Annotated in this window: 23 protein-coding genes and 4 tRNA genes; 8 read left to right on the top strand and 19 right to left on the bottom strand. The window is 65.5% G+C overall.

Going from position 1 to position 24,696, the window contains the following annotated elements; translation table 11 throughout:
* Positions 1–36: 36 nt before the first annotated feature.
* The 9 genes from secF to pdxS form a co-directional block, all read right to left on the bottom strand.
* Positions 37–1,026, bottom strand: a complete 990-nt coding sequence (gene secF, locus ACQVDU_RS03985; RefSeq protein WP_300593926.1) for a protein translocase subunit SecF — start codon at positions 1,024–1,026, stop codon at positions 37–39.
* Entirely contained in the window at positions 1,026–2,747 is a 1,722-nt protein-coding gene (gene secD, locus ACQVDU_RS03980) for a protein translocase subunit SecD (RefSeq protein WP_443476282.1), read from the bottom strand. The genes secF and secD overlap by 1 nt, the downstream gene beginning before the upstream one ends.
* Before the next feature lie 19 nt (positions 2,748–2,766).
* The gene (locus tag ACQVDU_RS03975; protein ID WP_300593930.1) at positions 2,767–3,219 is read right to left on the bottom strand and encodes a preprotein translocase subunit YajC; all 453 of its coding nucleotides are present in this window, start codon (positions 3,217–3,219) and stop codon (positions 2,767–2,769) included.
* Positions 3,220–3,287: 68 nt separating this feature from the next.
* The gene (ruvB, locus tag ACQVDU_RS03970; protein WP_292711139.1) at positions 3,288–4,310 is read right to left on the bottom strand and encodes a Holliday junction branch migration DNA helicase RuvB; all 1,023 of its coding nucleotides are present in this window, start codon (positions 4,308–4,310) and stop codon (positions 3,288–3,290) included.
* A complete protein-coding gene (ruvA, locus tag ACQVDU_RS03965) occupies positions 4,303–4,914 on the bottom strand; it encodes a Holliday junction branch migration protein RuvA (RefSeq protein ID WP_331791302.1) in 612 nt (203 codons plus the stop codon). Before ruvA ends, ruvB begins: the two co-directional genes overlap by 8 nt.
* A 78-nt stretch (positions 4,915–4,992) precedes the next feature.
* Positions 4,993–5,556: a crossover junction endodeoxyribonuclease RuvC gene (gene ruvC, locus ACQVDU_RS03960; protein ID WP_292711135.1), complete on the bottom strand. Its 564-nt coding sequence runs from the start codon at positions 5,554–5,556 to the stop codon at positions 4,993–4,995.
* Between the two features lie 46 nt (positions 5,557–5,602).
* The gene (locus tag ACQVDU_RS03955) at positions 5,603–6,361 is read right to left on the bottom strand and encodes a YebC/PmpR family DNA-binding transcriptional regulator (RefSeq protein WP_292711133.1); all 759 of its coding nucleotides are present in this window, start codon (positions 6,359–6,361) and stop codon (positions 5,603–5,605) included.
* Positions 6,362–6,397: 36 nt separating this feature from the next.
* Positions 6,398–6,997 carry a pyridoxal 5'-phosphate synthase glutaminase subunit PdxT gene (pdxT, locus tag ACQVDU_RS03950; RefSeq protein ID WP_443476281.1) on the bottom strand — a complete coding sequence of 200 codons (600 nt, stop codon included), beginning with the start codon at positions 6,995–6,997 and terminating at the stop codon, positions 6,398–6,400.
* Entirely contained in the window at positions 6,994–7,923 is a 930-nt protein-coding gene (gene pdxS, locus ACQVDU_RS03945; RefSeq protein ID WP_425355658.1) for a pyridoxal 5'-phosphate synthase lyase subunit PdxS, read from the bottom strand. The genes pdxT and pdxS overlap by 4 nt, the downstream gene beginning before the upstream one ends.
* A gap of 24 nt (positions 7,924–7,947) precedes the next feature.
* On the opposite strand from pdxS, the gene ACQVDU_RS03940 reads away from it, so the two are divergent.
* Both ACQVDU_RS03940 and pdxY read left to right on the top strand, forming a co-directional pair.
* A complete protein-coding gene (locus ACQVDU_RS03940) occupies positions 7,948–9,303 on the top strand; it encodes an aminotransferase class I/II-fold pyridoxal phosphate-dependent enzyme (RefSeq protein WP_443476280.1) in 1,356 nt (451 codons plus the stop codon).
* On the top strand, positions 9,300–10,151 hold the full coding sequence (gene pdxY, locus ACQVDU_RS03935) for a pyridoxal kinase PdxY (RefSeq protein WP_292711124.1): 852 nt from the start codon (positions 9,300–9,302) through the stop codon (positions 10,149–10,151). Before ACQVDU_RS03940 ends, pdxY begins: the two co-directional genes overlap by 4 nt.
* 9 nt (positions 10,152–10,160) lie before the next feature.
* Here the strand turns inward: pdxY and ACQVDU_RS03930 are convergent, their stop codons facing one another.
* The 3 genes from ACQVDU_RS03930 to ACQVDU_RS03920 all read right to left on the bottom strand — a co-directional run bounded on the left by ACQVDU_RS03930 (position 10,161) and on the right by ACQVDU_RS03920 (position 14,809).
* Positions 10,161–10,718: an HIT family protein gene (locus ACQVDU_RS03930; protein WP_443476279.1), complete on the bottom strand. Its 558-nt coding sequence runs from the start codon at positions 10,716–10,718 to the stop codon at positions 10,161–10,163.
* Positions 10,715–12,724, bottom strand: a complete 2,010-nt coding sequence (thrS, locus tag ACQVDU_RS03925) for a threonine--tRNA ligase (protein WP_443476278.1) — start codon at positions 12,722–12,724, stop codon at positions 10,715–10,717. Before thrS ends, ACQVDU_RS03930 begins: the two co-directional genes overlap by 4 nt.
* 66 nt (positions 12,725–12,790) lie before the next feature.
* Complete coding sequence (locus tag ACQVDU_RS03920) at positions 12,791–14,809, bottom strand: DUF262 domain-containing protein (RefSeq protein WP_443476277.1); 2,019 nt, start codon at positions 14,807–14,809, stop codon at positions 12,791–12,793.
* A 149-nt stretch (positions 14,810–14,958) separates the two neighbouring features.
* Between ACQVDU_RS03920 and ACQVDU_RS03915 the strand changes: the two genes are divergently transcribed.
* Positions 14,959–15,732, top strand: a complete 774-nt coding sequence (locus ACQVDU_RS03915) for a hypothetical protein (protein WP_300594764.1) — start codon at positions 14,959–14,961, stop codon at positions 15,730–15,732.
* Between the two features lie 203 nt (positions 15,733–15,935).
* Here the strand turns inward: ACQVDU_RS03915 and ACQVDU_RS03910 are convergent.
* The 3 genes from ACQVDU_RS03910 to ACQVDU_RS03900 form a co-directional block, all read right to left on the bottom strand.
* Positions 15,936–16,010 (bottom strand) — tRNA-Val (locus ACQVDU_RS03910).
* Positions 16,011–16,036: 26 nt separating this feature from the next.
* Positions 16,037–16,107: transfer RNA gene (locus tag ACQVDU_RS03905), tRNA-Cys, on the bottom strand.
* 50 nt (positions 16,108–16,157) lie between these two features.
* A tRNA-Gly gene (locus ACQVDU_RS03900) sits at positions 16,158–16,230 on the bottom strand.
* A gap of 144 nt (positions 16,231–16,374) precedes the next feature.
* Between ACQVDU_RS03900 and ACQVDU_RS03895 the strand changes: the two genes are divergently transcribed.
* Positions 16,375–16,450, top strand: a tRNA-Val gene (locus tag ACQVDU_RS03895).
* 9 nt (positions 16,451–16,459) lie between these two features.
* Here ACQVDU_RS03895 and ACQVDU_RS03890 read toward each other — a convergent pair.
* From ACQVDU_RS03890 to zapE, 3 genes are all read right to left on the bottom strand, one after another.
* A complete protein-coding gene (locus ACQVDU_RS03890; protein ID WP_363498462.1) occupies positions 16,460–16,981 on the bottom strand; it encodes a type II toxin-antitoxin system PemK/MazF family toxin in 522 nt (173 codons plus the stop codon).
* A gap of 98 nt (positions 16,982–17,079) precedes the next feature.
* Positions 17,080–18,342: an ammonium transporter gene (locus ACQVDU_RS03885; RefSeq protein WP_443476276.1), complete on the bottom strand. Its 1,263-nt coding sequence runs from the start codon at positions 18,340–18,342 to the stop codon at positions 17,080–17,082.
* A gap of 182 nt (positions 18,343–18,524) precedes the next feature.
* Entirely contained in the window at positions 18,525–19,556 is a 1,032-nt protein-coding gene (gene zapE / locus ACQVDU_RS03880) for a cell division protein ZapE (protein WP_443476275.1), read from the bottom strand.
* A 159-nt stretch (positions 19,557–19,715) separates the two neighbouring features.
* Between zapE and ACQVDU_RS03875 the strand changes: the two genes are divergently transcribed.
* A complete protein-coding gene (locus tag ACQVDU_RS03875; protein ID WP_443476274.1) occupies positions 19,716–20,423 on the top strand; it encodes a dihydrofolate reductase family protein in 708 nt (235 codons plus the stop codon).
* Here the strand turns inward: ACQVDU_RS03875 and ACQVDU_RS03870 are convergent.
* Positions 20,395–21,603 carry an alpha/beta hydrolase family protein gene (locus tag ACQVDU_RS03870; protein ID WP_443476273.1) on the bottom strand — a complete coding sequence of 403 codons (1,209 nt, stop codon included), beginning with the start codon at positions 21,601–21,603 and terminating at the stop codon, positions 20,395–20,397. The two genes, ACQVDU_RS03875 and ACQVDU_RS03870, sit on opposite strands and share 29 nt — an antisense overlap.
* A gap of 25 nt (positions 21,604–21,628) precedes the next feature.
* Here ACQVDU_RS03870 and ACQVDU_RS03865 point away from each other — a divergent pair, with 25 nt between their 5' ends.
* The 3 genes from ACQVDU_RS03865 to ACQVDU_RS03855 all read left to right on the top strand — a co-directional run bounded on the left by ACQVDU_RS03865 (position 21,629) and on the right by ACQVDU_RS03855 (position 24,687).
* Complete coding sequence (locus ACQVDU_RS03865) at positions 21,629–22,213, top strand: DUF3000 family protein (protein ID WP_443476272.1); 585 nt, start codon at positions 21,629–21,631, stop codon at positions 22,211–22,213.
* Entirely contained in the window at positions 22,206–23,408 is a 1,203-nt protein-coding gene (locus ACQVDU_RS03860; protein ID WP_443476271.1) for an HRDC domain-containing protein, read from the top strand. The genes ACQVDU_RS03865 and ACQVDU_RS03860 overlap by 8 nt, the downstream gene beginning before the upstream one ends.
* Positions 23,409–23,481: 73 nt before the next feature.
* Positions 23,482–24,687, top strand: a complete 1,206-nt coding sequence (locus tag ACQVDU_RS03855; protein ID WP_363498443.1) for a thiolase family protein — start codon at positions 23,482–23,484, stop codon at positions 24,685–24,687.
* The last annotated feature ends 9 nt before the right edge of the window (positions 24,688–24,696 follow it).

Genomic DNA, 24,696 nt, shown 5'->3' with positions numbered 1-24,696 from the left:
CGCTGGAGCCCATATCCTACGCCGCGGTTGAGGCGATCAGGCCGAAGCTACCGCCTGTTCGCGGGCAGCGATGACGCGCTGATCGCGCTGGCGGATGGGCGCCTCGCCCTCGCGGAACAGCGAGAACAGCGGTGCCGCGACGAACAGCGTCGAATAGGCCGCCACGATGATCCCGACGAAGATCGACAGCGAGATATCGGTCAGCGTCTCGGCGCCGAGCCAGAATGCACCGATGAAGAGGATCGCACCGACCGGCAGGATCGCAACGACGGTGGTGTTGATCGAGCGCACCAGCGTCTGATTGACAGCCAGGTTCACCGACTCGCCGAAGGTTCGACCCGATATCTCTCCGTCTTCGGACGTGTTCTCGCGGACCTTGTCGAACACGACAGTCGTGTCGTACAGCGAGTACGCGAGGATCGTGAGGAACCCGATGACTGCCGCGGGAGAGATCTCGAAGCCGAAGAGCGCGTAGATCCCGACCGTAATCACCAGCACGTCGACGAGGCCGATGATCGCCGCCGCAGACATCTTCCAGGTGCGGAAGTACAGCGCAAGGATGATGAACGTCAGCGCGAGGAAGATCGCAAGACCCCACAGCGACTGGCGCGTGACATCCTGACCCCAACTCGGGCCGATGAACGAGGTGGTCACTTCGCTCGCGTCGACGCTGTAAGCCTCGGCAAGCGCTGCCGCAACATCTCGCGTCTCGGCGTCCGTCATCTGGTCCGTTTGGACACGAACGGTCTCAGCTCCAACGGTTGCAACCTTGGTCGTCGCGCCGGGCACGACGGACTGCACAGCTGCGGTCGCGATCAACTGATCGGGGTTGGTGACTCCCGAAACGGTGAACTGCGATCCACCCGTGAACTCGATCGAGAACTGAATCGGCCGGATGAAGGGCACGAGTGCTGAGCCGATCACCAGGACCGCGGCGATGATGAACCACAGTCGCCGCTTGCCGACGAACGGGAAGGAGGTCTTGCCGCTGTACAGGTCGTTTCCGAGCTGGTTGAGAGAGCGCATCAGGGGGTGTCCTCTCCCTCGGTGGGCTGGGTAGACCCGGGTGTGCGAGACTCGGCGAGCTTGCGCTCGGCTATCGTCTGGCGACGCGCGGCTTCGCCCCGCGACCGGGACGCCCGCTTCTCGGCTGCCGTCTTGGGCGTCACAACCGGCGCGCGGAACTGCGCGCGGCCCCGGTAGACCGCGCCGAGCGCGTCGGGATCGAGGCCCGACAGCGGGTGGCCGGACGAGAAGAATCGCGTTCGAGCCAACAGCTGCATCACCGGGTGGGTGAACAGGATGAAGATGAGGACATCGATCGCCGTTGTGAGCCCGAGAGTGAACGCAAAGCCCTTCACCGTCGCATCCGCAAGGATGTACAGCACGACAGCGGCAAGGATGTTGATCGACTTCGAGATGTAGATCGTGCGCTTTGCCCGCGACCAGCCGTCTTCGACGGCGCCCGTGATCGACTTGTCGTCTCGCAGTTCGTCTCGAATGCGTTCGAAGTAGACGATGAACGAGTCAGCGGTGAACCCGATTGACACGATCAGACCGGCCACACCCGCGAGCGAGAGTCGGAAGCCCATGCGCCAGCCGAGGATCAGCAGCATCACGTAGGTGAGAACCGCCATCACCACCAGGGATGCGATGATCACGAACCCGAGTGCGCGATAGACGATCAGCGAGTAGATGGCGACCAAGGCGAGGCCGATGAGACCGGCGATCAGACCGATCTGCAGCTGCTGCGATCCTAGGGTTGCCGAGATCGTGTCAGAGCTCACGACGGCGAAACTCAGCGGCAGGGCGCCGTACTTGAGCTGGTCAGCCAGGACCTTCGCCGTCTCCTGGGTGAAGGTGCCGCTAATGCTCGGCTGCCCGTCGAGGATGACGCCGTTCATCGAGGGCGCAGTCAGTACGTAGCCGTCGAGGACGAACGCGAACTGGTTGAGCGGTGGCGTTGCACCATACAGTCTCTGGCTGATCTGACCGAACGTCTCGGTTCCCGCTTCGTCGAAACGAAGGTTGACGACCCACTGTCCGGAGGTCTGCTCAAGTCCACTGGTCGCATCCACAATCGACGACCCGTCGAGCTCTACCGGCCCGAGGATGTACTTGACCGTCCCGTTGGCATCACAGGTGATGAGGGGCTCGTCGGTCGGTGCGTTAGCGGGATCATTGGCCGGATCGGCGCAGTTGTACGCGAGGAACTCGGCCTGGAGCGCAGGAGTGATCCACGCGGGGTCGCTCCCGTTCGTGGGCTCCACCGTGGGCGTGGATTCGAGTGCCGGATCCGGCGTGGGGTACGGAGTGGACTCGCCGTCATCGCCCACGAAGCTTGTCGCCGGAGATCCGGAGTAGAGAACCGCACGCAACTGCAGCTGCGCTGACGCCTCAATGCGCTGCCGCGTCTCTTCGTCAGCTTGACCAGGAATCTGGACGACGATGTTCTTGCCACCTTCTGTGGTGACGTCGGCTTCGCCGACACCGGATGCGTCAACGCGCTGCCGGATGATCGTGACGGCCTGATTCATCTGCTCGGCCGACGGATTCGTCCCGTCTGCAGTCTGCGCTTCGAGGATGATCTGGGTGCCACCTTGAAGGTCGAGAGCGAGCTCAGGGGTCCACGAGCTCGCGTTGAAAACGTAGACGCCGAGGGCGTTGATGCCGAACAGTACCGCCGTGATCGTCAGCAGGCCGGTGAGGGCCCGCCAGGCACGGCGAACAGGAGTGGATGCGGCCACGGGATGCTCTCGGGAAGGATCAGGCGTTGGGCTTGGTGTCGCCGTCACGCCCGTCGGCGTCGGTCTCTGCTGCCGGCTCCGCGTCCGGGGTCACAGCGTCCGACGACTCGCCGTCGTGGGTCTCGTGATAGTTGTCGACGATGTCGTCGAACCCGTCATCGGTTTCGTCCTCGACCTCGTCAGCCGGGGTGATGACACGAAGAATTGCCTGGCTGTGCACCTTGATGTCAACACCGGGAGCGATCTCGACCACCGCAGGCTGGTCGAGGTTGTCGGGGTCGAACTCCACGATCGTGCCGTAGAGGCCACCCTGCAGCAGTACCTCGGCTCCCGGAACGGTCTGGCGAGCCTTCTGAGCCTGCTCCTCGCGTTGCTTCTTCATGCGGCGACTGGAGTTCCAGAACATGAACACCAGGAGGGCGCCCAGCAGGATGAGCAGACCGTAGTTGAGGAAGAAATCCTGGAAGTTCATGAAGAGGGGCGCCTTTCGGGTGCGGCCGCGCAGACGTCGGGTCGCGTGGGGGTCAAAGCCTCCAGGAATTATAGGTCATCGAATCTCAGCGTCTGATCGGCATGACGCACGCCGAGGTGCGCGTAGGCGTCGGGAGTTGCCACGCGCCCGCGCGGCGTACGCCCCATGAATCCGATCCGCACGAGGTAGGGCTCGATGACGGACTCGATGGTGTCTGCCTCTTCCCCGACGGTCACGGCGAGCGTGTTGAGTCCGACCGGCCCCCCGTGGAAACGGCGCACAAGCGCCTCCAGGACAGCGCGATCAAGTCGGTCGAGCCCGATCGCGTCGACGTCGTAGAGGTCGAGGGCTGCGTCTACGGATGCTGCGGTGGCGCTTCCCCCGTGGACCACGACGTAGTCACGGACTCGTCGCAGCAGACGGTTGGCGATGCGCGGGGTTCCTCGCGAACGCCGGGCGATCTCGGCACGGGATTCGGCTGGCAGCGGAACATCAAGCATCCGGGCCGACCGCTCGAGGACGCGTTCGAGCTCTTCGGGCTCGTAATACTCGAGGTGCGCGGTGAATCCGAAGCGGTCGCGCAGCGGGTTGGGGAGCAGGCCCGCGCGCGTCGTGGCGCCCACGAGCGTGAACGGGGCCAGATCGAGCGGGATGCTCGTCGCGCCGGCCCCTTTGCCGACCATGATGTCGATCCGGAAGTCTTCCATCGCGAGGTAGAGCATCTCTTCAGCAGAGCGCGCCATGCGGTGGATCTCATCGATGAAGAGCACCTCACCGGGCGTCAGGCTTGAGAGCAGCGCCGCTAGATCGCCGGCATGCTGGATCGCCGGTCCGCTCGACATTCGAAGCGGACGTTCGCTCTCGTGGGCAACGATCATGGCCAGCGTCGTCTTACCCAGGCCCGGCGGTCCGGCCAGCAGAATGTGGTCGGCGGGGCGCTCCTGAAGTCGGGCTGCGTCGAGGAGGAGCTGGAGTTGTCCCCGCACTTTCGTCTGCCCAACGAACTCCGCGAGGGATGCCGGCCGGAGCGCCCCCTCGATCGCGAGCTCTGACTCATCCTTCGAGGGTGTGGGGTCGGTCAGATCATCCACGCAGGGGCTCCTTTCGCGCCGGGCCGAGTTCAGCCAGTGCTCGACGCAGCAGGTCCTGCACGGATGCCTCTGCCGCGGCATCCTCCAGAACAGCGGCTGCCACCTCGGCGGCGTGGCGTTCGGGCCATCCCAGTCCGGTCAACGCTGCGGTTACTGCATCGGCCCGGTTATCGGTGACGGATGCTGCGCGCGAGGCTACGGCGGGGGCGATGACCTTCCCTGTCAAGTGCAGCACGATCAGCTTGGCTGTCTTCGGCCCGATCCCCGATACCCGCCGGAACGGCGCGTCGTCTTCGGCAGCGACGGCGGTGGCGATCTGGTCGACGGACATGGCGCTGAGCACGCCCAGTGCGGACTTGGGGCCGACGCCGGTGACTCCGACCAGAAGGAGGAACGTCGTCAGCTCGTCGCGGGCCTCGAAGCCGACGAGACTCAAAGCGTCTTCCCGCACGATCAACGACGTGTGCAGAAACAGCGGCTCGCCGACGCGCGCCGAGCGGGCCACGTCGGGCGTCACGGCGACGGTGAGTCCGACTCCCCCGACCTCGACCACCACTGAGTCCTGATCGGCGTAGCCGACGATGCCCCGCACTGACGAAATCATCGTGCTCCCTCCGTTCGGCGCTGCGCGCGCCTCAGAGCAGGCTATGCGGCGAATAGGACATTTGTTCGAGCGACACGCTCAGACCCGGGCGCGCCGTTCGGCATCCCGCCAGGCCTGCTGCGCCTTGGTCAACGAGCCACCGCTCGCCGCGCCCGTCTGCGGAGCACCCCGCCACGCGTGGCAGAGAGCGAGCGCCAGCGCATCTGCAGCGTCTGCGGGCTGAGGCAGGGCGTCCAGCCTCAGGATGCGGGCCACCATCGTCTGGACCTGGCGTTTATCTGCGCTGCCGTATCCGGTGATCGCGGCCTTGACTTCCGTTGGCGTGTGCGTAGCCGCCGGAAGACCCCGCTCGCCCGCGAGCATCAGCGCAATACCGCTGGCCTGCGCGGTACCCATGACCGTGCTCCGGTTCTGTTGGGCGAATACGCGCTCCACAGCCACGACATCCGGCCGATGCAGATCGAGGATCTCTCGGATGCCGGACGCGATGCCCGCGAGACGGCGCTCGATGGCGAGGTCGGCATCCGTCCTGATCACGCCGACATGCACGAGGACGGCCGAGCGGTCGGCAGCGACATCCACGACACCCACGCCGCAGCGGGTGAGACCGGGGTCGATTCCGAGCACACGAACAGTCGCCACCCGGCAACGCTAGGCGCGACGAGCGGCGGTGCCCAGAAGGCGCGCCCTATTCGTCGTTCTCGAGTTCGGCCTGCACCTCGGCGCTCAGGTCGAAGTTGCTGTAGACGTTCTGGACGTCGTCGCTGTCTTCGAGAGCATCGATGAGGCGGAAGACCTTGCGCGCAGTATCGGCGTCGACCTCGACCTTGAGAGAGGGGACGAACTCGACATCCGCCGATTCGTAATCTAGCCCCGCCTCCTGCAGTGCCGAGCGCACCGCGACGAGGTCGGATGCCTCGGTGATGACCTCGAACCCCTGCGCGTGCGGCTCGATCTCCTCCGCGCCGGCTTCGAGAGCTGCCATCATGACGTCGTCTTCGGTGGTGCCCTCGCCGGAGACGACGATGACGCCCTTGCGGTGGAAGTTGTACGCGACCGACCCGGGGTCGGCCAGCGTTCCCCCGTTGCGCGAGAGCGCGGTGCGCACCTCCGCGGCCGCGCGGTTCTTGTTGTCGGTCAAACACTCGATCATGAGCGCGACGCCGTTGGGTCCGTAGCCTTCGTAGAGGATCGTTAGATACTCGACCGAGTCGCCGGAGATTCCCGCGCCGCGCTTGATCGCGCGATCGATGTTGTCGTTGGGAACCGACGTCTTCTTCGCCTTCTGTACGGCGTCGTACAGCGTCGGGTTACCCGAGAGATCGGCACCGCCGAGCTTGGCTGCGACTTCGATGTTCTTGATGAGTTTGGCGAACGACTTTGCACGACGCGCGTCAATGACGGCCTTCTTGTGCTTGGTCGTCGCCCACTTGGAGTGGCCGGACATGCGCTCGATTCTATCGGCCGCGCGACGCGGGCACCGTCAGGCTGCCGCGCGCACGGCTTGCAGGAACAGCTCGTGGAAGCGGGTCTCACCGGTCACCTCAGGGTGGAACGAGGTTCCGAGCAGCGCACCTTGACGAACGGCGACCACCCGGCCATCGTCGAGGGATGCCACCACCTCGGCGAGCTCCCCCACCTGCTCGACCAGCGGCGCGCGGATGAAGACAGCGTGGACGCTCTGATCGCCGAAAGCCGGGACGACGAGATCGGTTTCGAACGAGTCCACCTGGCTCCCGAACGCGTTGCGGCGAACGACCACGTCAAGGCCTCCGAATGTCTGCTGGCCCTCGATTCCGTCAACGATGGAATCGGCCAACAGGATGAGGCCAGCACACGTGCCGTACATCGGCATTCCGGCCTCGCGAGCGGCCATGATGGGCTCGCGCATCCCGAACGCCCGCGAGAGCTTGTCGATCACGCTGGACTCCCCGCCGGGGATCACGAGCCCGTCGACAGCGGCGAGTTCCTCGGGTCGGCGCACGAGGGAGACTTCGACATCGAGGGCCTGCAGCACGGCCGCGTGCTCGCGCACGTCGCCCTGGAGGGCGAGCACTCCGACGTGCGGACGCGTCGCGCTCACCAGCCCCGCTCGGCCAGTCGGTGCGGCGCGGGAAGGTCGGCGACGTTGATGCCCACCATCGCTTCGCCCAGGCCGCGGGACACGTCGGCAATGACCTTCGCGTCGTCGTAGAAGGTCGTCGCCTTCACGATCGCTGCGGCGCGCTGCGCCGGATTGCCGGACTTGAAGATGCCCGAGCCGACGAAGACGCCATCGGCGCCAAGCTGCATCATCATGGCGGCATCCGCCGGAGTCGCAACGCCCCCGGCGACGAAGAGCACGACCGGCAGTGTTCCGGTCTCGGCGATCTCGGCGACGAGTTCATAGGGCGCCTGAAGATCCTTGGCGGCGACGTACAGCTCGTCCTTGGAGAGAGCGCCGAGCGCGGCGATCTCACCCTTGATCTTGCGGATGTGCTTCATCGCCTCGGAGACGTCACCGGTGCCGGCCTCGCCCTTCGAGCGGATCATCGCGGCGCCCTCGTTGATGCGCCGCAGGGCCTCACCGAGGTTCGTGGCGCCGCAGACGAACGGCACCGTGAAACCCCACTTGTCGATGTGGTTGACGTAGTCGGCGGGCGAGAGGACTTCGGACTCGTCGATGTAGTCCACGCCGAGTTCCTGCAGTACCTGAGCCTCGACGAAGTGGCCGATGCGGGCCTTGGCCATGACCGGGATCGAGACCGCCTCGATGATGCCGTCGATCATGTCGGGGTCGCTCATGCGCGAGACACCACCCTGGGCGCGGATGTCGGCGGGCACCCGCTCGAGCGCCATCACGGCGACAGCGCCAGCATCCTCGGCGATCTTCGCCTGGTCGGGCGTGACGACGTCCATGATGACGCCGCCCTTGAGCATTTCGGCGAGACCCCGCTTGACGCGAGACGAACCGGTGGTGGATGCGGACACGAGGACCCTTTCGTCTTGACCTATGCCAAAACCTAGCATGTCCCACCGCTTAGACTCGTCGGGATGACTGCTCTCGATGCTCAACCGGCTATCGCCGGCTCCACGGCGACCGACATCGCCGAGAGCGTTCGAGGCCTTGTCGAACGCGGCATGCTCGCTCCCGGAGATGCGCTTCCTCCGGTCCGCGCCCTGGCCGAGCGTCTGGGCGTGAATCGCAATACCGTCGTCGCCGCCTATCGGCATCTCGCCCAGGCGGGCACTGTCGTGACGCGCGGCCGAGGCGGCACGCTCATCGCCGGATCGCCCCGGATGCCGCAAGAAGGGTTCTCTGCCGGAACCGTGCTGCGAGACCTCGGCACCGGTAACCCGGATGCTGCACTGATCCCTGATCCTGCCCGGCTGCTCTCCTGCGTCATCGGCCGACCCGTGCTGTACGGGGAGCCGGTCATCGACCGCGACTTCGAGTCGTGGGCCACCGCGTGGATGCGCGAGGCGATGGTCGATCAGCCCGAGCTGCAGTTGACGATCACGGGCGGAGCCTCAGACGCGATCGAACGGCTGCTCGGCCAATCCCTCACTCGTGACGATGCCGTCGCGGTCGAAGATCCGTGCTTCTTGTCGACGATGAACATCCTGCGGTTGGGTGGATACCGGGCGGTGCCGGTTCCCGTCGACGACGAGGGCATGACAGTCGCCGGGCTCCGTGCGGCCCTGGATGCCGGGGTGCGCGCCATCGTGAGCACCCCGCGCGCGCAGAATCCCACGGGCGCCAGCCTGTCGGCCCGGCGGGCAGCGGCGCTGCGTGCCGAGTTGGCCGAGCATCCGTACGTTCTCGTCGTCGAGGACGACCACTTCTCCCTCCTCTCGGAGCGTCCCTTTCACACGATCGTCGGACCCGCGCACGAACGCTGGGCTCTCGTCCGATCCGTGTCGAAGTTCCTGGGTCCTGACATGTGTTTGGCGGTTGCCGCGTCCGATCCCGACACGGCGGCACGCCTCGCGCTGCGTCTGAGCCCGGGAACAACGTGGGTGAGCCATCTGCTGCAGCGCCTCGCTCACGCGCTGCTCACCGATGATGCAGTGCGAAACGACATCCGGCGGGCAGGAGAGCACTACGCCGAGCGCAACGCGGCAGTTGCCACGCTGCTGCAGGATGCCGGTGTTCCGGCGCATGCAGCCGACGGTCTCAATCTGTGGGTGCCGCTCGGAGTGCCTGCTCGAGACGTTGGCGAGTACCTCATGCGGCGCGGGTGGCTCGCGCGCTCAGGTGAAGAGTTCGTGCTAACCGGGGAGGATGCCGCGCAGCACCTGCGCCTGACGGTGCACGACCTCACCGATGCCGAGGCGACACGCCTGGCATCCGATCTGTCAGCTGCTATCGAAGCGGCTCGTTCCACGAAAGCAGGCCAGCCCTCATGAAGATCCTTTCGATCCAGTCAGCCGTCGCCTACGGCCACGTCGGCAACTCTGCAGCGGTGTTCCCCCTGCAGCGCATCGGCGTCGAGGTCTTGCCGGTGTACACCGTGAACTTCTCAAACCACACCGGGTACGGCGCGTGGCGCGGACCGCTGATCTCCCCCGCCGACGTCGCCGAAGTACTCACCGGCATCGAGGAACGCGGGGTCTTTCCGCAGATCGACGCGGTGCTGTCGGGCTACCAGGGCTCGGAGGGAATCGGCGATGTCATCCTGGATGCCGTCGCGCGGGTCAAAGCGGCCAACCCGGCTGCGGTCTACGCCTGTGATCCGGTGATGGGCAACGCAAAGTCCGGATGCTTCGTCGCTCCCGCCATCCCGGTGCTGCTGCGCGAGCGCGTAGTTCCAGCTGCCGACATCATCACCCCGAACCAGTTCGAGTTGGGGTTTCTGACCGGAACCGAACCGGCGGATCTCGAATCCACGCTCGTGTCGGCCGACCTTGCCCGCGACATGGGCCCGCGCACGGTCCTCGTCACCAGCGTCGAACGTCCGGACGCACCCGAAGGAACGATCGAGATGCTCGCCGTCACCGACGATGGCGCGTGGATCGTGCAGACGCCGCGAATCCCGATGAAGGCGAACGGCTCTGGCGATGTGACTGCCGCGCTGTTCACCGCCCACTACGGCGCCACCGGTGACCCAGCGCTTGCTCTCGCACGCACCGTGTCGAGCGTGTTCGACCTTCTGCAGAACACGTATGACTCGGGCGAGCGGGAGTTGCAGCTAGTCGAGTCGCAGGAGGCCTACGCCCACCCGCGGATGCAGTTCGAGGTCACGCGGGTCCGCTGACCCCGTCGCTCAGGAGGTCGGCCAGGCTGCCGCGAGAGTCTCGCGCACGTCGCCCAGGAGCTGAGGGAGTGCCTTGGTGCGCGCGATGATCGGAAAGAAGTTCGCATCCGAGGCCCATCGCGGGACGACGTGCTGGTGCAGGTGCTCGTCAACCCCAGCGCCGGCTACCGCGCCCTGATTCATTCCGATGTTGAAACCATCGCATCGCGAGACGGCGCGAAGCACGCGCATCGCCGTCTGCGTGAGCTCGGCGATCTCCTGGGTCTCTTCGGCCGTCGCCTGGTCATACGTTGCCGTATGGCGGTACGGGCACACCAGCAGGTGACCGGAGTTGTACGGAAAGAGATTCAGCAAGACGTAGGCGCTCTTGCCGCGGTGGACGATCAGGCCGTCGGCATCCGTTTTGCCGGGCGCCGCGCAGAACGGACACGCGGCGCGCATTGCGTCGGCACCGGCCTGGATGTACGCCATCCGATGTGGAGTCCAGAGGCGCTGGAAGCCGTCGGGCACTCCCGCGAACTCAGATGAGGGCACGGTGTCTGACTCGGATGCCGCGGCATCCGTCATGCCAGGTCCTCCGCAGTGTCCACGAGCGTGCGCTCGGCGATCGCCGTCAGGATGCGCTCGATCGCGTCGTCGACGGGGATGCCATTGGTCTGCGTCCCGTCGCGGAAGCGGAACGAGACTGTCCCTGCGGAGCGGTCCTGCTCCCCCGCGATCAGCTGGATCGGCACCTTCTGCGTCGTGTGTGTGCGGATCTTCTTCTGCATCCGGTCATCGGAGTGATCGACCTCGGCCCGCACCCCGCGCGCACGCAGGCGCGCCACGATCTCATCGAGGTAGCCGCCGTATTCTTCGGCGACCGGGATCGCGACGACCTGCGTCGGCGAAAGCCACACCGGGAATGCCCCCGCGTAGTGCTCGAGCAGGATCGCGAAGAAGCGCTCGATCGAACCGAACAGCGCACGGTGGATCATGACGGGACGGTGCTTCGCTCCGTCGGGACCGGTGTATTCGAGTTCGAAGCGCTCGGGCTGGTTGAAGTCGAGCTGGATCGTCGACATCTGCCAGGTGCGGCCGATGGCGTCGCGGGCCTGCACGGAGATCTTCGGTCCGTAGAACGCGGCGCCGCCCGGGTCGGGCACGAGTTCGAGACCCGAAGCTTCGGCCACCTCGCGCAGCGTTTCGGTAGCTTCTGCCCACAGGGCGTCGTCACCGATGAACTTCGGGTTGCCCTCCTCCTTCGTCGACAGCTCGAGGTAGAAGTCCTGCAGACCGTAGTCGCGCAGCACCGACAGCACGAAGTCGAGGTTTCGGGTGAGTTCGTCGCGCACCTGATCGGCCGTGACGTAGATGTGTGCGTCATCCTGGGTCATCCCGCGCACGCGAGTGAGCCCCGCGAGGGTCCCGCTCTTCTCGTAACGGTAGACCGTGCCGAACTCCGCCAGACGCAGCGGAAGCTCACGGTAGCTGCGACCCCGCGACCGGAAGATCAGGTTATGGAACGGACAGTTCATGGGCTTGAGGTAGTACTCCTGCCCCTGCCGCGTCACGTGACCCTCGGCATCCACGACTTCGTCGAGCTCCATCGGCGGGTACATCCCGTCGGCGTACCACTGGAGGTGACCGCTGGTCATGAAGAGGTCGCCCTTGGTGATGTGGGGCGAGTTGACCATGTCGTAGTCTGCGGCGAGCAGGCGCTGGCGCATGTACTGCTCGATCTCGTAGCGGATGATGCCGCCCTTGGGGTGGAAGACCGCAAGGCCCGGCCCGATCTCGTCAGGGAACGAGAAGAGGTCCAGTTCCGCGCCGAGCTTACGGTGGTCACGGCGGGCAGCTTCTTCGAGTCGGTGCTGGTAGGCGCGAAGCTCGTCCTTGGTCGGCCACGCGGTGCCGTAGATGCGCTGCAGCTGCGGGTTCTTCTCGCTGCCCCGCCAGTAGGCGCCGGCGATCCGGGTCAGGTCCCAGCCGTTGCCGATCATTCGTGTGCCGGGCACGTGCGGGCCGCGGCAGAGGTCCTTCCAGACCGTCTCGCCGTCGCGGGTCACGTTGTCGTAGATCGTCAGTTCCGCACCGCCGACCTCGACCGAGGCGCCCTCGGCAGCATCCGCACCGCCGCCCTTGAGGCCGATGAGCTCGAGTTTGAACGGCTCGTCGGCAAGCTCTGCGCGCGCTTCGTCTTCGGTGACAACGCGACGGGTGAAGCGCTGACCCTCGCGGACAATGCGCTCCATCTCCTTCTTGATGGCTTTGAGGTCTTCGGGCGTGAAAGGCTCGTCGACGCCGAAGTCGTAGTAGAAGCCGTCGGTGATCGGAGGTCCGATCCCGAGGTTCGCCTGCGGACGGATCCGCTGCACGGCCTGGGCGAGCACATGCGCGGTGGAGTGGCGAAGGATGTCGAGCCCGTCGGGGCTGTCGATCGTCACCGGCTCCACCGTGTCCTCAGCGGTCACAACCGTCGCGAGATCCCGCAAGGTGCCGTTGACCCGTAGGGCCACGACAGAGCGGTCGGGGAAGAGAGCGAAGCCGTCGGCGGGATAGGCCACGTCAGACGGGACGAGCGGTTGTGTCACAGCGAACTCCTGGGCGATGTCAGTCTCAAGGCTACCGAGCCGAGCGGGGGCGTCGGACCAGAGCGATCACATGATCTGCCCGATGTACGAGTACTTGACGAACACCTCGGGCGCGAGCCCCGCCTCCTCGAGCACTCCCTGCACGGCAGCCATCATGTAGCGCGAGTCCCATCCCATGTAGAGGTGGTGCTCGTCATCCAGGCTGTCCCAGTCACCGTTCCACGCGCGATCGTTGTAGACGGGCCCACCTCGCCGGGAGCAGTACGCGATGACAGCGTCACGTCGATCCGCCCACAGTCGCTTGAAGATTCGATTGAAGAGGTACTTGATGTCGGGGACTTCCCAGTGCTCACCGACGTACTCGACATACGAGAACTCGCGCTCCCACCCGCGAGGCCATCCGCGCCGCGCAATTGCATCCAGGATGGGCGTCAAACCGTCATCGTCGATCATGAGTGGTCCTCGGCGTCGCCAGAGGGTCATCACCTGCTGAGCGAGTTGCGCGGACCGAACGCTGATCGCAGCTGTCCCCCACGTTTCGATGGACTCCAGCTGCCGCGTCAGGGCGAGGGAGCTCTTCCCGTAGACCTTGCGTTTAACGGGGAAGTCGGCGCCGAAGACCTGAGCCGCGAGTGCCTCCTCCAGCAGCGTGAGGTTGCCCAGGGTCGCGGCCAGGGCACGATGACTGTTCTGTTCGTCCTCGCTGTAGTCCTTCCACCGCCGCCCATCGCCGCCGGTCCAGTCATCCGATGGCGCGGGCGGGAAGACATGGTCGATGACGAGGTCATTCTGCGCCGGATCGGTGTCGGCCAGCCGCGACAGAACATACTCCGGATGCGGCAGGGGGCTGTGCTTCAGTGCAACGCGCACACGGTCATCCGACGGAGTCAGGCGCGAGATTGCCGCGACGAGCGAGTCGATGCCGTCCCGGGATGCGCGCACAAGGCGGGCAACGAGGCGCTCCGAGCCCACGCCGACGACATCGCGGCGCAAGAGAAGCGACTGCAGGTCGTCGAGCACGTCGAGGAGATCGTCACGTCCGACCTCGCCGCCGCGGTGTCGCGCGTACAGCGACATGACCAACGGGTACATCCCGCGGCCGAACGTATTGAGGTGGTGCAGACGCACCCGGATTTCGGCATCCGGCTCACCCGTGGGGTCAAGCAGCGTCGCGTAGAGCTGGGCGAAGGATCTCCACTGCTCCGCCTGGGTTCGAAGCGCCGCGGGGTCGAGTCGAGGGAAATGCGCCCGGAACACGTCATAGACACCGCGACCCGATGCGGTCGTGGCGACCTCGCGTCCGCCGACCATGACGAGATAGTGAGCCCAGAACGACGCGATGTGCTCACCGGTGCTCCGCTCGATGGCGGCCCAGTACTCGTCTTCGATGACCAACTGCTCGGCGTGCGAGAGTCCCATGAGTACGTAGTTGTGAATCAGCTCATGGTCGCGCAGTGGCTCGCCGGTGGAGTTCAGGCTCTCGAAGATCTGCTGGGCATTGGCGCCGGTGCCGAGTGAGATGGCGACGTGCTCCAGCCGCTGGAGTCCGCGCCAGACCCGAGCGACATCATCGGCGGCAATCTGACTACGAAAGAACGCATAGTTGTCGGCGAACCGCGAGGGCGTCGGCGCGACATCCGTAGCCCCAACGACGACTTCACGGAAAAGTCCTGCCCACTCGCGATGGGGCCGAAGCTTCGTGTCACCGGTCGCGCCGTGAAGGAACACGCGCTGAAGCTCCTCTGCAAGTACGGAGTCTTCGTCCCGGATGGTGTGGAACAGGGCAGCAACCAGAAGCATCAGCGTCGTGATGCGTTGCTGCCCGTCGATGAGCACCCACTCCTCGGCGTCTTCGCCCGAGCGTGGGCCCGCCGAATCGGCTGCGCTGAGGACCGAGCCGATGAAGTGCATCTGGTCGTCATCCCGATCGGCCACGGCACGGATGTCGCTCAGGAGCTGTTCGCAGCCCCCGATATCCCACCGGTACTGCCGCTGATAGACCGGGACGACGATCGTGGCCTGAGCCGACGCCAGCCACGCGACCGTATTCACGGCGTGAGCGCGGATGTTCGTCGCAGTGATCATCGAGTGTCTCCTCCGGCTGTGTGGACGACCCCGACGAGTCTAATAATCACGGCGCGGATGCCCAGGTTCCCGCGCAGGGCCGGAGGTAGGGTTACCTAAGTTGGGCCTGTAAAAACGCGCTGGCTCACCGACCGAAAGGCACAGACCCTATGGGTTACATCAAGAGCGCCGCTCTCGACGAGACCGGCTTTGTCGTCCTCGACAGTTACAACGAGCCCGTCGATCCGAAGGAATGGCTCGACATCGAATACGTGGACTGGAAGTCCTCGGGTGACACCCGATTCGCTCCCCTCGCCTCGGCCAAGGGCGAGATCGAGTGCAACGGCTTCTGGAATCACCAGCCGCCCCGCACCGACAAGGACGGCGTCTGGATCGATTCGCAGACCGAACTTGCTCCCACTCTCACTGCACGGGCGAAGGAGCCGGGCGCGAACGTCGGACGCTGCCGCATCATCGAGCTGCAGCCGAACTCCTACGCGGACTGCCTGTACAACCTCCACCAGGACGACAACAACCGCCTGAACCCCGATGGCACCGGCTGGGTCGTTCGCGGCTTCTTCAATCTGACCGACGACAAGGACAGCTACTTCGTCCTTCGTGAGAACCGCACCGACCCGAGCATCGAGTACCGCATCGCTCTTCCCGCCGGTGCTCAGCTGATCGTCGACACCCAGCGACTCTGGCACGCTGTCCACCACCAGGGCGACAAGCCGCGCTACTGCCTCATCACCTCGTGGACATCGGGCCCGGAGCTTGACGCCTATATCGAGAAGTACCACGGCAAGCCCACCACCGAGTACTACCCGGTCTCGGAGGAGATTCGCGAGGCCGGCCAGGCCGAGCAGGCGCGCCGGGATGCAGCCCGTGCCGCCTACTACGCAGCAAAGGGTCAGAAGGAGAAGCTCGCGATGAGCGAGGCCTGATCCACAACGACTCGAAGGCCCCCACCCGATGAAGGGTGGGGGCCTTCGTCGTGAGCGTGGATCTTGGACCCTTTCGGTCGCGCCACACTGCGGCCGCAATGGGCTCAGCTCCGCCACAGGGCGCGACGGAACGTGGTGATACGGCGTCGTGCCGTGTGCCAGCAACGTAAACGAAAAACCCCCGGAATTCCGGGGGTTTCAGGTGGTGCGCGATACTGGGATCGAACCAGTGACCTCTTCCGTGTCAGGGAAGCGCGCTACCGCTGCGCCAATCGCGCCTAAAAGGCTATTCAGTTGTCATGCGAGGTGGCGACGGGATTCGAACCCGTGTAAACGGCTTTGCAGGCCGGTGCCTAGCCGCTCGGCCACGCCACCGTGTGTGGTTCGACCCACGTGTCGTGCTCCCGAAGGAAGCCCCGCACTCGAGCGGATGACGAGACTCGAACTCGCGACCCTCACCTTGGCAAGGTGATGCGCTACCAACTGCGCTACATCCGCATTGCGCCACCGTGTGGCGCTTGATCGACTTTAGTCGAGAATCGCCGCCGCGCAAAACCGAAACGGCTCCGCGCGTGTCGGAGTCCGCGGTCGTGTGCTTGACCAGGAATCCGGTAGGATCGAGACTCGGCCCGCGAGGGTCTTGGGCGATTGGCGCAGTTGGTAGCGCGCTTCCTTCACACGGAAGAGGTCATCAGTTCGAGTCTGGTATCGCCCACCACATTGAGTATCACCGACGCTTCTCGGCATCCCAGCCGTAGCGGCTACGCAGCGCGTTAGCGACGAGTACAAAGCGGTCGAGATCCAGCGCGGCGGCCTCACGGCGCATCCCCCGATGATGCACGCTGTAGAGCTGCTCGATGTCGACCCAGGATGCTCTCCCTCGCGCATCCCACGGCCCTGCCCCGATCGCGATGTAGTCCCGGTCACCGTCGTGCGGCTGGCTGGTCAGTCTCACCGCGTAGACGTGATCGGAGTCCTGGCGGCCGATCACGAGAACCGGACGATCCTTGCCTCGTCCGTCGCCTTCGGCGTAAGGCACCCAGGTCCACACGATCTCGCCGGCGTCAGCGTCCCCGTCCGCTTCGGGTGCATAACTGATCTTCAGGCCGTTCGCGCCAGGTGCCGCAATGAGCCGCGTGCGGACGGCGAGCGGCGGCGCGTCTGGTGCGGCATCCGTACGTTCCTTCCTGCGCATCGGCGGCGTGAGCGCACGCGCAACCTTACGGACAAGCGATGACAGCCGATTCACGAAGTCACCCTAACCGGCGAACACACGAGAAAACGCCTCAGGGGCGCCGCGAACCAGTCGCGACGCCCCTGAGGGTAAGGAGACGAACTCCGGGTGAATCAGACCTGCTCGGCGAGCGAGTAGCCCTCTTCGCCGTGCACGCTGGTGTCGACACCGGCGAGCTCGTCCTCGTTCTTGATGCGGAAGCCGATCGTCTTCTCGATCGCGAAGCCCAGGATCCAGGCCACGACGAAGGAGTAGATCAGGACGCCGAAGGCTGCGATCGCCTGTACCGTGAGCTGCTCGATGCCGCCACCGAGGAACAGACCGGTCTCGGTTGCGAAGAAGCCGAGGTACAGCGTTCCGATGACACCACCGACCAGGTGGATGCCGACAACGTCGAGCGAGTCGTCGTAGCCGAGCTTCCACTTGAGCTCGATAGCGAAGGCGCAGATCACACCGGTGACGAGACCGAGCAGGAGCGCCCAGCCGGGCGTCAGGAACGCACAGGCGGGGGTGATGGCAACGAGACCGGCAACGGCACCCGAAGCAGCACCGACCGACGTAGCCTTGCCGTCCTTGAACTTCTCGACGATCAGCCAACCGATGATGGCAGCGGCGGTCGCGCCGAGGGTGTTGATGACGATGACGCCAGCGAGGCTGTCCGGACCCATCGAGCCGTAGGTCTCGGTGTCGGCGTAGTACCAGTTCGCCTCAGCACCCGCGTTGAAGCCAAACCAGCCGAACCACAGGATCGATGCGCCGAGCATGACCAGCGGCACGTTGTGCGGCTTCTGGATGCCCTTCTGGAAGCCGATGCGCTTGCCCAGCACGAGTGCCAGCGCAAGGGCTGCAGCACCCGCGTTGATGTGAACGGCAGTACCACCCGCGTAGTCCATCACGAAGATCCCGGACTCCTCGCCGAACAGCGTGGTTCCGAGGTTCATGATCCAGCCGCCACCCCAGACCCATGCGGCCACGGGGAAGTAGACGACAGTCGCCCACACGCCGGCGAAGATCATCCACGATCCGAACCGGGCGCGGTCAGCGATGGCGCCCGAGATCAGGGCCACCGTGATGATCGCGAAGGTGGAGCCGAAGAGCGCGAGCACGAAGTCCGAGCTGGAAAGCTCAGGCGACGAGAGTGCGAAGTTCGAGAAGGGGTTTCCTGCAAAGGCCCAGGGGTCGCTCACGGCGGCCATGTTGAATCCGTAGAGGATCCAAAGCACAGCAATCAGAGCCATCGCGCCGAAGCTCATCATCATCATGCTGATGACGCTCTTCGCCTTGACGAGACCACCGTAGAAGAAGGCGACGCCGGGCGTCATGAACAGGACTAGCGCCGATGAGGTAATACCCCAGGCGAGAGTTCCAGCATCCATTGAGAGTCCTCAATTCGTGTCGTGTGTCGAAAGCTGCATCGACGCGGGTAGCCGATGCACTTGCGGAGCCAGTCTCGCGGCGACCGGTTTCGACCAGAGGGTGCCCTGTGTTTCGCGTCTGTTACACGACCTGCGCTCAGGTAAACATCAGGTTTCGTGTGACCCCGAGGTCACCACGAAATTCACGCGAGAGTCGAAGCGACCAGGCGCGAGATCGCGCGGAGGTACTTCTTGCGGTATCCGCCGGCGAGCATCTCGTCAGGAAAGACCCGGTCCAGGGTGATGCCGGTCGCGCGAATCGGGATCTGCGCGTCGTAGATGCGGTCAACCAGTGCGACGAATCGGAGCGCCGCGGACTGGTCGGCGAAGACTTCTACGTCGCGAAGGCCGACGAGGGATACCCCCTCGATCAAGCGGATATAGCGCGACGGGTGGACGCGCGCCAGCTGAGCGACGACGTCCTCGAAGGCGTCGTCGCTCACGATCCCATCACCGGATGCTGATGCGATTGCCTCTTCGTAGTCGGCAACGTCCAGGGACACCGCGTGTCCGTCGACATCCCGGTGACGGTAGTCGGTTCCATCGATCCGAATGGTCTGGAAGCTCTCGGCCATCGCATGGATCTCACGCAAGAAGTCCTGCGCGGCGAATCGCCCCTCACCCAGGGCATTGGGCGGAGTGTTGGATGTCGCCGCAAGCCGGGTGCCCGTGGCCACCAGTTCGCCCAGCAGACGCGTCATGACCATCGTGTCGCCGGGATCATCGAGCTCGAACTCGTCGATGCACAGCAGGTCGGCTCCCGTGAAGAGCTTGACGACGTTCTGGTAGCCCAGCGCCCCGACCAGAGCCGTGTACTCGATGAACGATCCGAAGTACTTCCGGCGTACCGGCATCGCGTGATAGATCGCGGCGAGCAAGTGCGTCTTGCCGACACCGAATCCACCGTCCAGGTATACGCCGGGCTTCAGTTCGGGTTCCTTCGGTCGGCGCCGGAACAGCCCTCCGCGCGGCGCCTCGGGGCGCCCACCGGCAAAGGCGATGAGCAGTTCCTTCGCCTCCTGCTGCGAGGGGAAGGCCGGGTCGGCGCGGTACGACTCGAATGACGCATGCGCAAACTGCGGTGGGGGCGTGAGCGCCGCCACCATCTGGTCGCCGGAGAGCTCGGGTGAGCGCGTTGCGAGGTGGACGATGCCGGTGGGGCCGGATGCTGGCATGGGTGGCTTCCGCAGTGGAGACGGATGCGGGCGTGCCGCGTGCCGCCTAGAGTCAGGGGGGGCGGGAGGACCCTCCTACTTTACGCGGGCTGTCACCACACCCCGCGCACGCGAGGACTCCCCCAACGGAGTTCCCGCGGGCCCAGAGAGGATCTCTCCATGATCGTGACCGAACTGTCGCCACGAAGCCTCGACTCGATCGACGTCGATGACGACCGTGATGCAGCACGCGCGTGGATCGCCGCGCGCTACGGGTCCGCAGATCCAGAGTCCGTGCGACTGAACATGATCACCTCGCTCACCGGGTCCGCCGTCGGCGCCGACGGCACGAGTGAGACCCTCACCGGCGGGGCCGACCGGTTCATTCTCAGCGCCATCCGTGCGGCGGCCGATGCCGTCATCGTCGGGGCTCAGACAGTGCGCGCCGAGGGTTACCTCCTCCCCCGGTCGGCAGCTCTCGCGGTCGTGACCCGTTCCGGCTCATTGGAGGGACTCCGGATGCCTGACGAGGCGGACCAACCCCTGATTGCGCTGTGCCCCGCATCCCGGGCGAAGCAGGTGAAGGCATCCGTCGCCCACCTGTCGGCCGAGGTCGTCGGACTCCCTGCCGACGAGCCCACGCCCGAGCTCGTCGTTGACGCTCTCCGGGATCGGGGCCTGCGTCACCTCGTGTGTGAGGGCGGCCCGTCGTTGGCTCGACAGTTCGCGGATTCGGGAGTCATCGACGAGTACTGCATCACCGTCGCACCAGCGCTGACACCGGCCGAGCATCCGTTTCTGGGCATCCACAACGCCGTCGCGACGGAGCTCGCCGGTCACCTCGTCGACGACGAGGGATTCACCTATCTGCGTCTGCGCGCTCGCTGACGAACCCGCGCTGGATGAGCCACCGCGTGATCCGGCCGGTCCAGCGCTCCTGGTCGTAGTTCCACAGCTTGGTATGACGAGCCACACTGAACACGTCGAGTTCCACGAGGTCGGGACGCGCGACGACCAGATCGTGGGAGGCATCCGAGGGGACAAAGCCGTCATCGTCGCTGTGGAGGATGAGTATCGGATGCCGAAGCTCCGCCGAGCGGGCAAGGACGTCGAGTCGACGGAACGGAATCGCTGCTCCCGCGCCGGTGAGCGCCGTCGCCCAATCGGCACCAAGGACAGTGATCGCCAGGCGCGTGATCGGCGCGGGAAGCTTCATCTCCCGCGCCTGGTAGTCGAGAATGCTCCGCCAGTCGATGGCTGGCGAGTCCAGGATGAGTCCGACAATGAGGTCACGGTGGGCCGAGTTCAAGGCAAGCTGCAGCGCAATCGCGCCGCCCATCGACCAGCCCATGATGATGACCCGCTTCGCGCCCCGCCGGCGGGCGAACCCGACCGCGGCGTCGACGTCGCGCCACTCGGTAGCTCCGAGTGTGTAGGTACCCGATCGGCTCCGAGGCGCCTCGCCGTCATTGCGATACGAGACGACCAACGACGTGATTCCCAACCCGTGGAAGATCGGCACGGCGCGCAGGCACTCCGCTCGCGTGGTGCCACGCCCGTGCACCTGGATCACCCAGATGTCGCCTTCACCGGCGGGAAATAGCCACGCGGGGCAGGGTCCGAGCGCCGAGCCGACCAGCTCCGGACTGAAGGGTAGGTGCAGTTCTTCGGGGCGCTCGTAATACCACCCGCTGAACGCGGCATCCCTGACGATCCGCGCCTGGGGACCGACGTGCGTTAGGAGCTTGCGCTTGACCGTGTCGGTCGTTTCCGACAGCACGGATCCGAGTTTGAGGTAGCGCTCTGTGCCCGTGGTGAACAGGCCATATCGGCCAGCGAGTTCAGTGTCGGGGGTCCGCGTGAACGTGATGGTCTGGGCAGACGTATCAAGCTCGAGAATGCGGCAATCGGGGATCCGAGCCGCCGGCGTGACGACTTTCCGGGCCATGCGAACGGCGATACCGCCCCACAGCGCAAGGACGGCACCGAGGGCCAACGAGATCACCGTGAGAGCCGCTTTGACAACAACGACGTACTGTGGGGAGGCGGCGCGCCTGGACTCGACCATGGGGTCCTCACTCTAGTCTGTCGGGGTGACCGGAGACCTTCTGTCGGGGGTGGCGTTCGACGACGTGGCCGCGGTGATTCGCGAGGCCACCTTTCGTGACGACCTCACGGTCCGCGAGATTCCCGCACCGACCGGCCTTGCTCCTCACGCACTGGCCCTTGCTGCCGACGTGAGGCCCGAGGCATCCGGTATCGACTCAGCGTACGGAACGGGTCGCTTCATCCTGTTGCACGACCCGGACGAGCCCTCCCAGTGGAACGGAGCGTGGCGCATCGTGTGCTTTGCGCAGGCGCCACTGGAGCCCGAGATCGGCATCGACGCGCTGTTGGCGGATGTGACGTGGTCGTGGCTCACCGACGCCCTACAGGCACACGCCGCTACCTATCACTCCCCCTCAGGCACCGCAACGAAGACCCTCTCGAAGGGATTCGGGAGTCTCGCCGACGAAGGCGATGGCGCGCAGATCGAACTTCGCGCGTCGTGGACACCGACCGCGAACCTCGACGCGCACGTCGAGGCGTGGGCAGAGCTCGTGTGCATGCTGGCGGGACTTCCGCCCGGGTCTGAGCAGATCGCAACAGTAACCTCCCGCAGGGTAAGCCGTGGCTGAATACACCGTGATCACGGATGCCGACGCCCTCCGTGCCGCGGCTGCGCACCTCGCAGCAGGAGAAGGCCCGGTAGCCGTCGACGTTGAGCGCGCCTCCGGGTTCCGCTACTCGCAACGCGCGTATCTCGTGCAGCTTTTCCGCCGCGGCGCCGGCGTGATTTTGGTCGACCCGCCAGCGGTCGGCACCGACTTTTCGTCGCTGCAGCAGGCAATCGGTGACCTCGAGTGGGTCTTTCACGCCGCCAGTCAGGACCTGCCTTCCCTGCGCGAGTTGGGCCTCGAGCCTCCGACGATTTTCGACACCGAACTAGCATCACGACTCCTCGGACGAGAGCGCGTGGGCCTCGGCGCCGTCGTTGAAGAGACCCTCGGCGTCACTCTCGCGAAGGCTCACTCGGCTTCCGACTGGTCGACCCGTCCGCTTCCACAAGCGTGGCTCGAGTACGCTGCGCTCGACGTCGAGTACCTCATCGATGTGCGCGACATCCTTGCGCAGCAGCTCGCGGATGCCGGCAAGACGGAGTTCGCTGCGCAAGAGTTCTCCGCTGTGCTCACCCGGGAGCCGAAGCCAGCGAGGGAAGACCCGTGGCGCCGACTCAGCGGTCTCCATACGGTGCGTGGGCGCCGCGGGCTGGCGATCGCGCGGGCCCTGTGGCTTGCCCGCGAAGAACTCGCCATCACGCAGGATGTCTCGCCCGGACGCCTCGTTCCCGACCGGGCTCTGGTCGCCGCGATCCTCGCGGATCCGAAGACCAAGCAGCAGCTCGCAGGCCTCAAGGAGTTCACCGGTCGAGCCAGCCGCTCCGAACTCGATCGATGGTGGGCGGCGTTCGAAGCGGGACGCGCCGACCTCGATCTCCCGCCCGAGCGGGTGCGCAACACCGACACGATCCCGCCGGTGAGAGCATGGTCCGACCGAGCGCCCGAGGCCGACGCCCGGCTCAAGGCAGCCAAGCCGGCGATCGACGAACTCGCGCAGTCGTTGCATATGCCGGTCGAGAACCTTCTCACCCCAGAGCTGCTGCGACGCGTCGCCTGGGCTCCCCCGGCTGTCACCGACGCCGCCGGAATCGCCGCAGCGCTGGCGGAACTCGGTGCGCGACCGTGGCAGATTGAGCAGACTGCACAGGTGATCGCTGAAGCCTTTGTGGAATCCGGTCAACCCTCCTCCGAGGCCTCGGAGAGCGCTTCGTAGGTTCGACCCAACCGATTCTGTGCCGTTTTGACGCGTTCCTAGGCTGGCTTCATTCCCAATCCTTGGAGGCAGAGTGGCCGAAATGTCGGACGTCTTTTTCGTCGACGGTATGCGCACCCCATTCGGGCGCGCGGGCGAAAAGGGCATGTACTGGAACACCCGGGCTGACGACCTGGCAGTCAAGGCGATCATCGGGCTGATGGAACGCAATCTTGACGTCCCAAAGGACCGCATTGACGATGTTGCGATCGCTGCGACCTCGCAAACGGGCGATCAAGGCCTGACGCTCGGTAGGTCAGCGGCCATCCTCGCCGGACTACCGATGACCGTTCCGGGCTTCGCGATCGACCGGATGTGCGCAGGCGCGATGACAAGCGTCACCACCATGGCCGGCTCGATCGGTTTCGGCATGTACGACCTCGCACTCGCGGGCGGTGTGGAGCACATGGGGCGTCATCCGATCGGCTCCAACGCAGACCCCAACCCGCGCTTCGTCGCCGAGAAGATGGTCGACCCCGGCGCGCTGAACATGGGCGTCACGGCCGAACGCCTCCATGACCGCTTCCCACAGCTCACCAAGGAGCGCGCCGACCGCTTCGGGATGCTCAGCCAGCAGAAGGCGCAGGCAGCATACGACGCCGGCAAGATCCAGCCGGATCTCGTCCCTGTTGCGATCAAGACAGCTGACGGCGCCTGGGGACTCGCGACCGAGGACGAGGGTCGCCGCCCGGAAACGACAATGGAGGGACTCGCATCGCTGAAGACCCCCTTCCGCCCCCACGGGCGCGTCACCGCAGGTACCTCGTCACCGCTGACAGACGGTGCGACGATGGGGTTGCTGGCCAGTGGCGATGCGGTCAAGCAGCTCGGGCTTGCCCCCAAGATGCGGCTGGTGTCGTTCGCTTTCGCCGGAGTGCAACCCGAGATCATGGGCATCGGTCCGATCCCCTCGACCGAGAAGGCGCTGCAGAAGGCCGGCCTCACAATCGATGACATCGGGCTATTCGAGCTCAACGAGGCTTTTGCCGTTCAGGTGTTGTCGCTGCTCGACCACTTCGGCATTGCGGATGACGACCCCCGCGTGAACCAGTGGGGCGGCGCCATTGCCCTCGGCCACCCCCTCGCAGCATCCGGTGTGCGCCTGATGATTCAGCTTGCGGCGCAGTTCGCCGAGCGCCCCGACGTTCGGTACGGGCTCACCGCGATGTGCGTGGGCCTGGGACAGGGTGGCTCGGTCATCTGGGAAAACCCGCACTACGACGGCAAGAAGAAGAAGTAGGAGTTCGCC

Source organism: Microbacterium sp. F2 (assembly GCF_052274505.1).
Lineage (GTDB): Bacteria > Actinomycetota > Actinomycetes > Actinomycetales > Microbacteriaceae > Microbacterium.
The sequence above is the reverse complement of the archived record's forward strand: the minus strand, read 5'-3'. Positions and strand labels throughout refer to the sequence as shown.

Excerpts from the sequence above, each read along its gene's own strand:
- ACQVDU_RS03955 (WP_292711133.1), bottom strand. The coding sequence starts at position 6,361 with ATGTCCGGCCACTCCAAGTGGGCGACGACCAAGCACAAGAAGGCCGTC.
- pdxY (WP_292711124.1), top strand. The coding sequence starts at position 9,300 with ATGAAGATCCTTTCGATCCAGTCAGCCGTCGCCTACGGCCACGTCGGC.
- ACQVDU_RS03885 (WP_443476276.1), bottom strand. The coding sequence starts at position 18,342 with ATGGATGCTGGAACTCTCGCCTGGGGTATTACCTCATCGGCGCTAGTC.
- ruvA (WP_331791302.1), bottom strand. The coding sequence starts at position 4,914 with ATGATTTCGTCAGTGCGGGGCATCGTCGGCTACGCCGATCAGGACTCA.
- ACQVDU_RS03930 (WP_443476279.1), bottom strand. The coding sequence starts at position 10,718 with ATGACGGATGCCGCGGCATCCGAGTCAGACACCGTGCCCTCATCTGAG.
- ACQVDU_RS03915 (WP_300594764.1), top strand. The coding sequence starts at position 14,959 with ATGGGTTACATCAAGAGCGCCGCTCTCGACGAGACCGGCTTTGTCGTC.
- ACQVDU_RS03870 (WP_443476273.1), bottom strand. The coding sequence starts at position 21,603 with ATGGTCGAGTCCAGGCGCGCCGCCTCCCCACAGTACGTCGTTGTTGTC.
- ACQVDU_RS03875 (WP_443476274.1), top strand. The coding sequence starts at position 19,716 with ATGATCGTGACCGAACTGTCGCCACGAAGCCTCGACTCGATCGACGTC.
- pdxS (WP_425355658.1), bottom strand. The coding sequence starts at position 7,923 with ATGCTAGGTTTTGGCATAGGTCAAGACGAAAGGGTCCTCGTGTCCGCA.
- ACQVDU_RS03920 (WP_443476277.1), bottom strand. The coding sequence starts at position 14,809 with ATGATCACTGCGACGAACATCCGCGCTCACGCCGTGAATACGGTCGCG.
- ACQVDU_RS03975 (WP_300593930.1), bottom strand. The coding sequence starts at position 3,219 with ATGAACTTCCAGGATTTCTTCCTCAACTACGGTCTGCTCATCCTGCTG.
- ACQVDU_RS03940 (WP_443476280.1), top strand. The coding sequence starts at position 7,948 with ATGACTGCTCTCGATGCTCAACCGGCTATCGCCGGCTCCACGGCGACC.
- zapE (WP_443476275.1), bottom strand. The coding sequence starts at position 19,556 with ATGCCAGCATCCGGCCCCACCGGCATCGTCCACCTCGCAACGCGCTCA.
- secF (WP_300593926.1), bottom strand. The coding sequence starts at position 1,026 with ATGCGCTCTCTCAACCAGCTCGGAAACGACCTGTACAGCGGCAAGACC.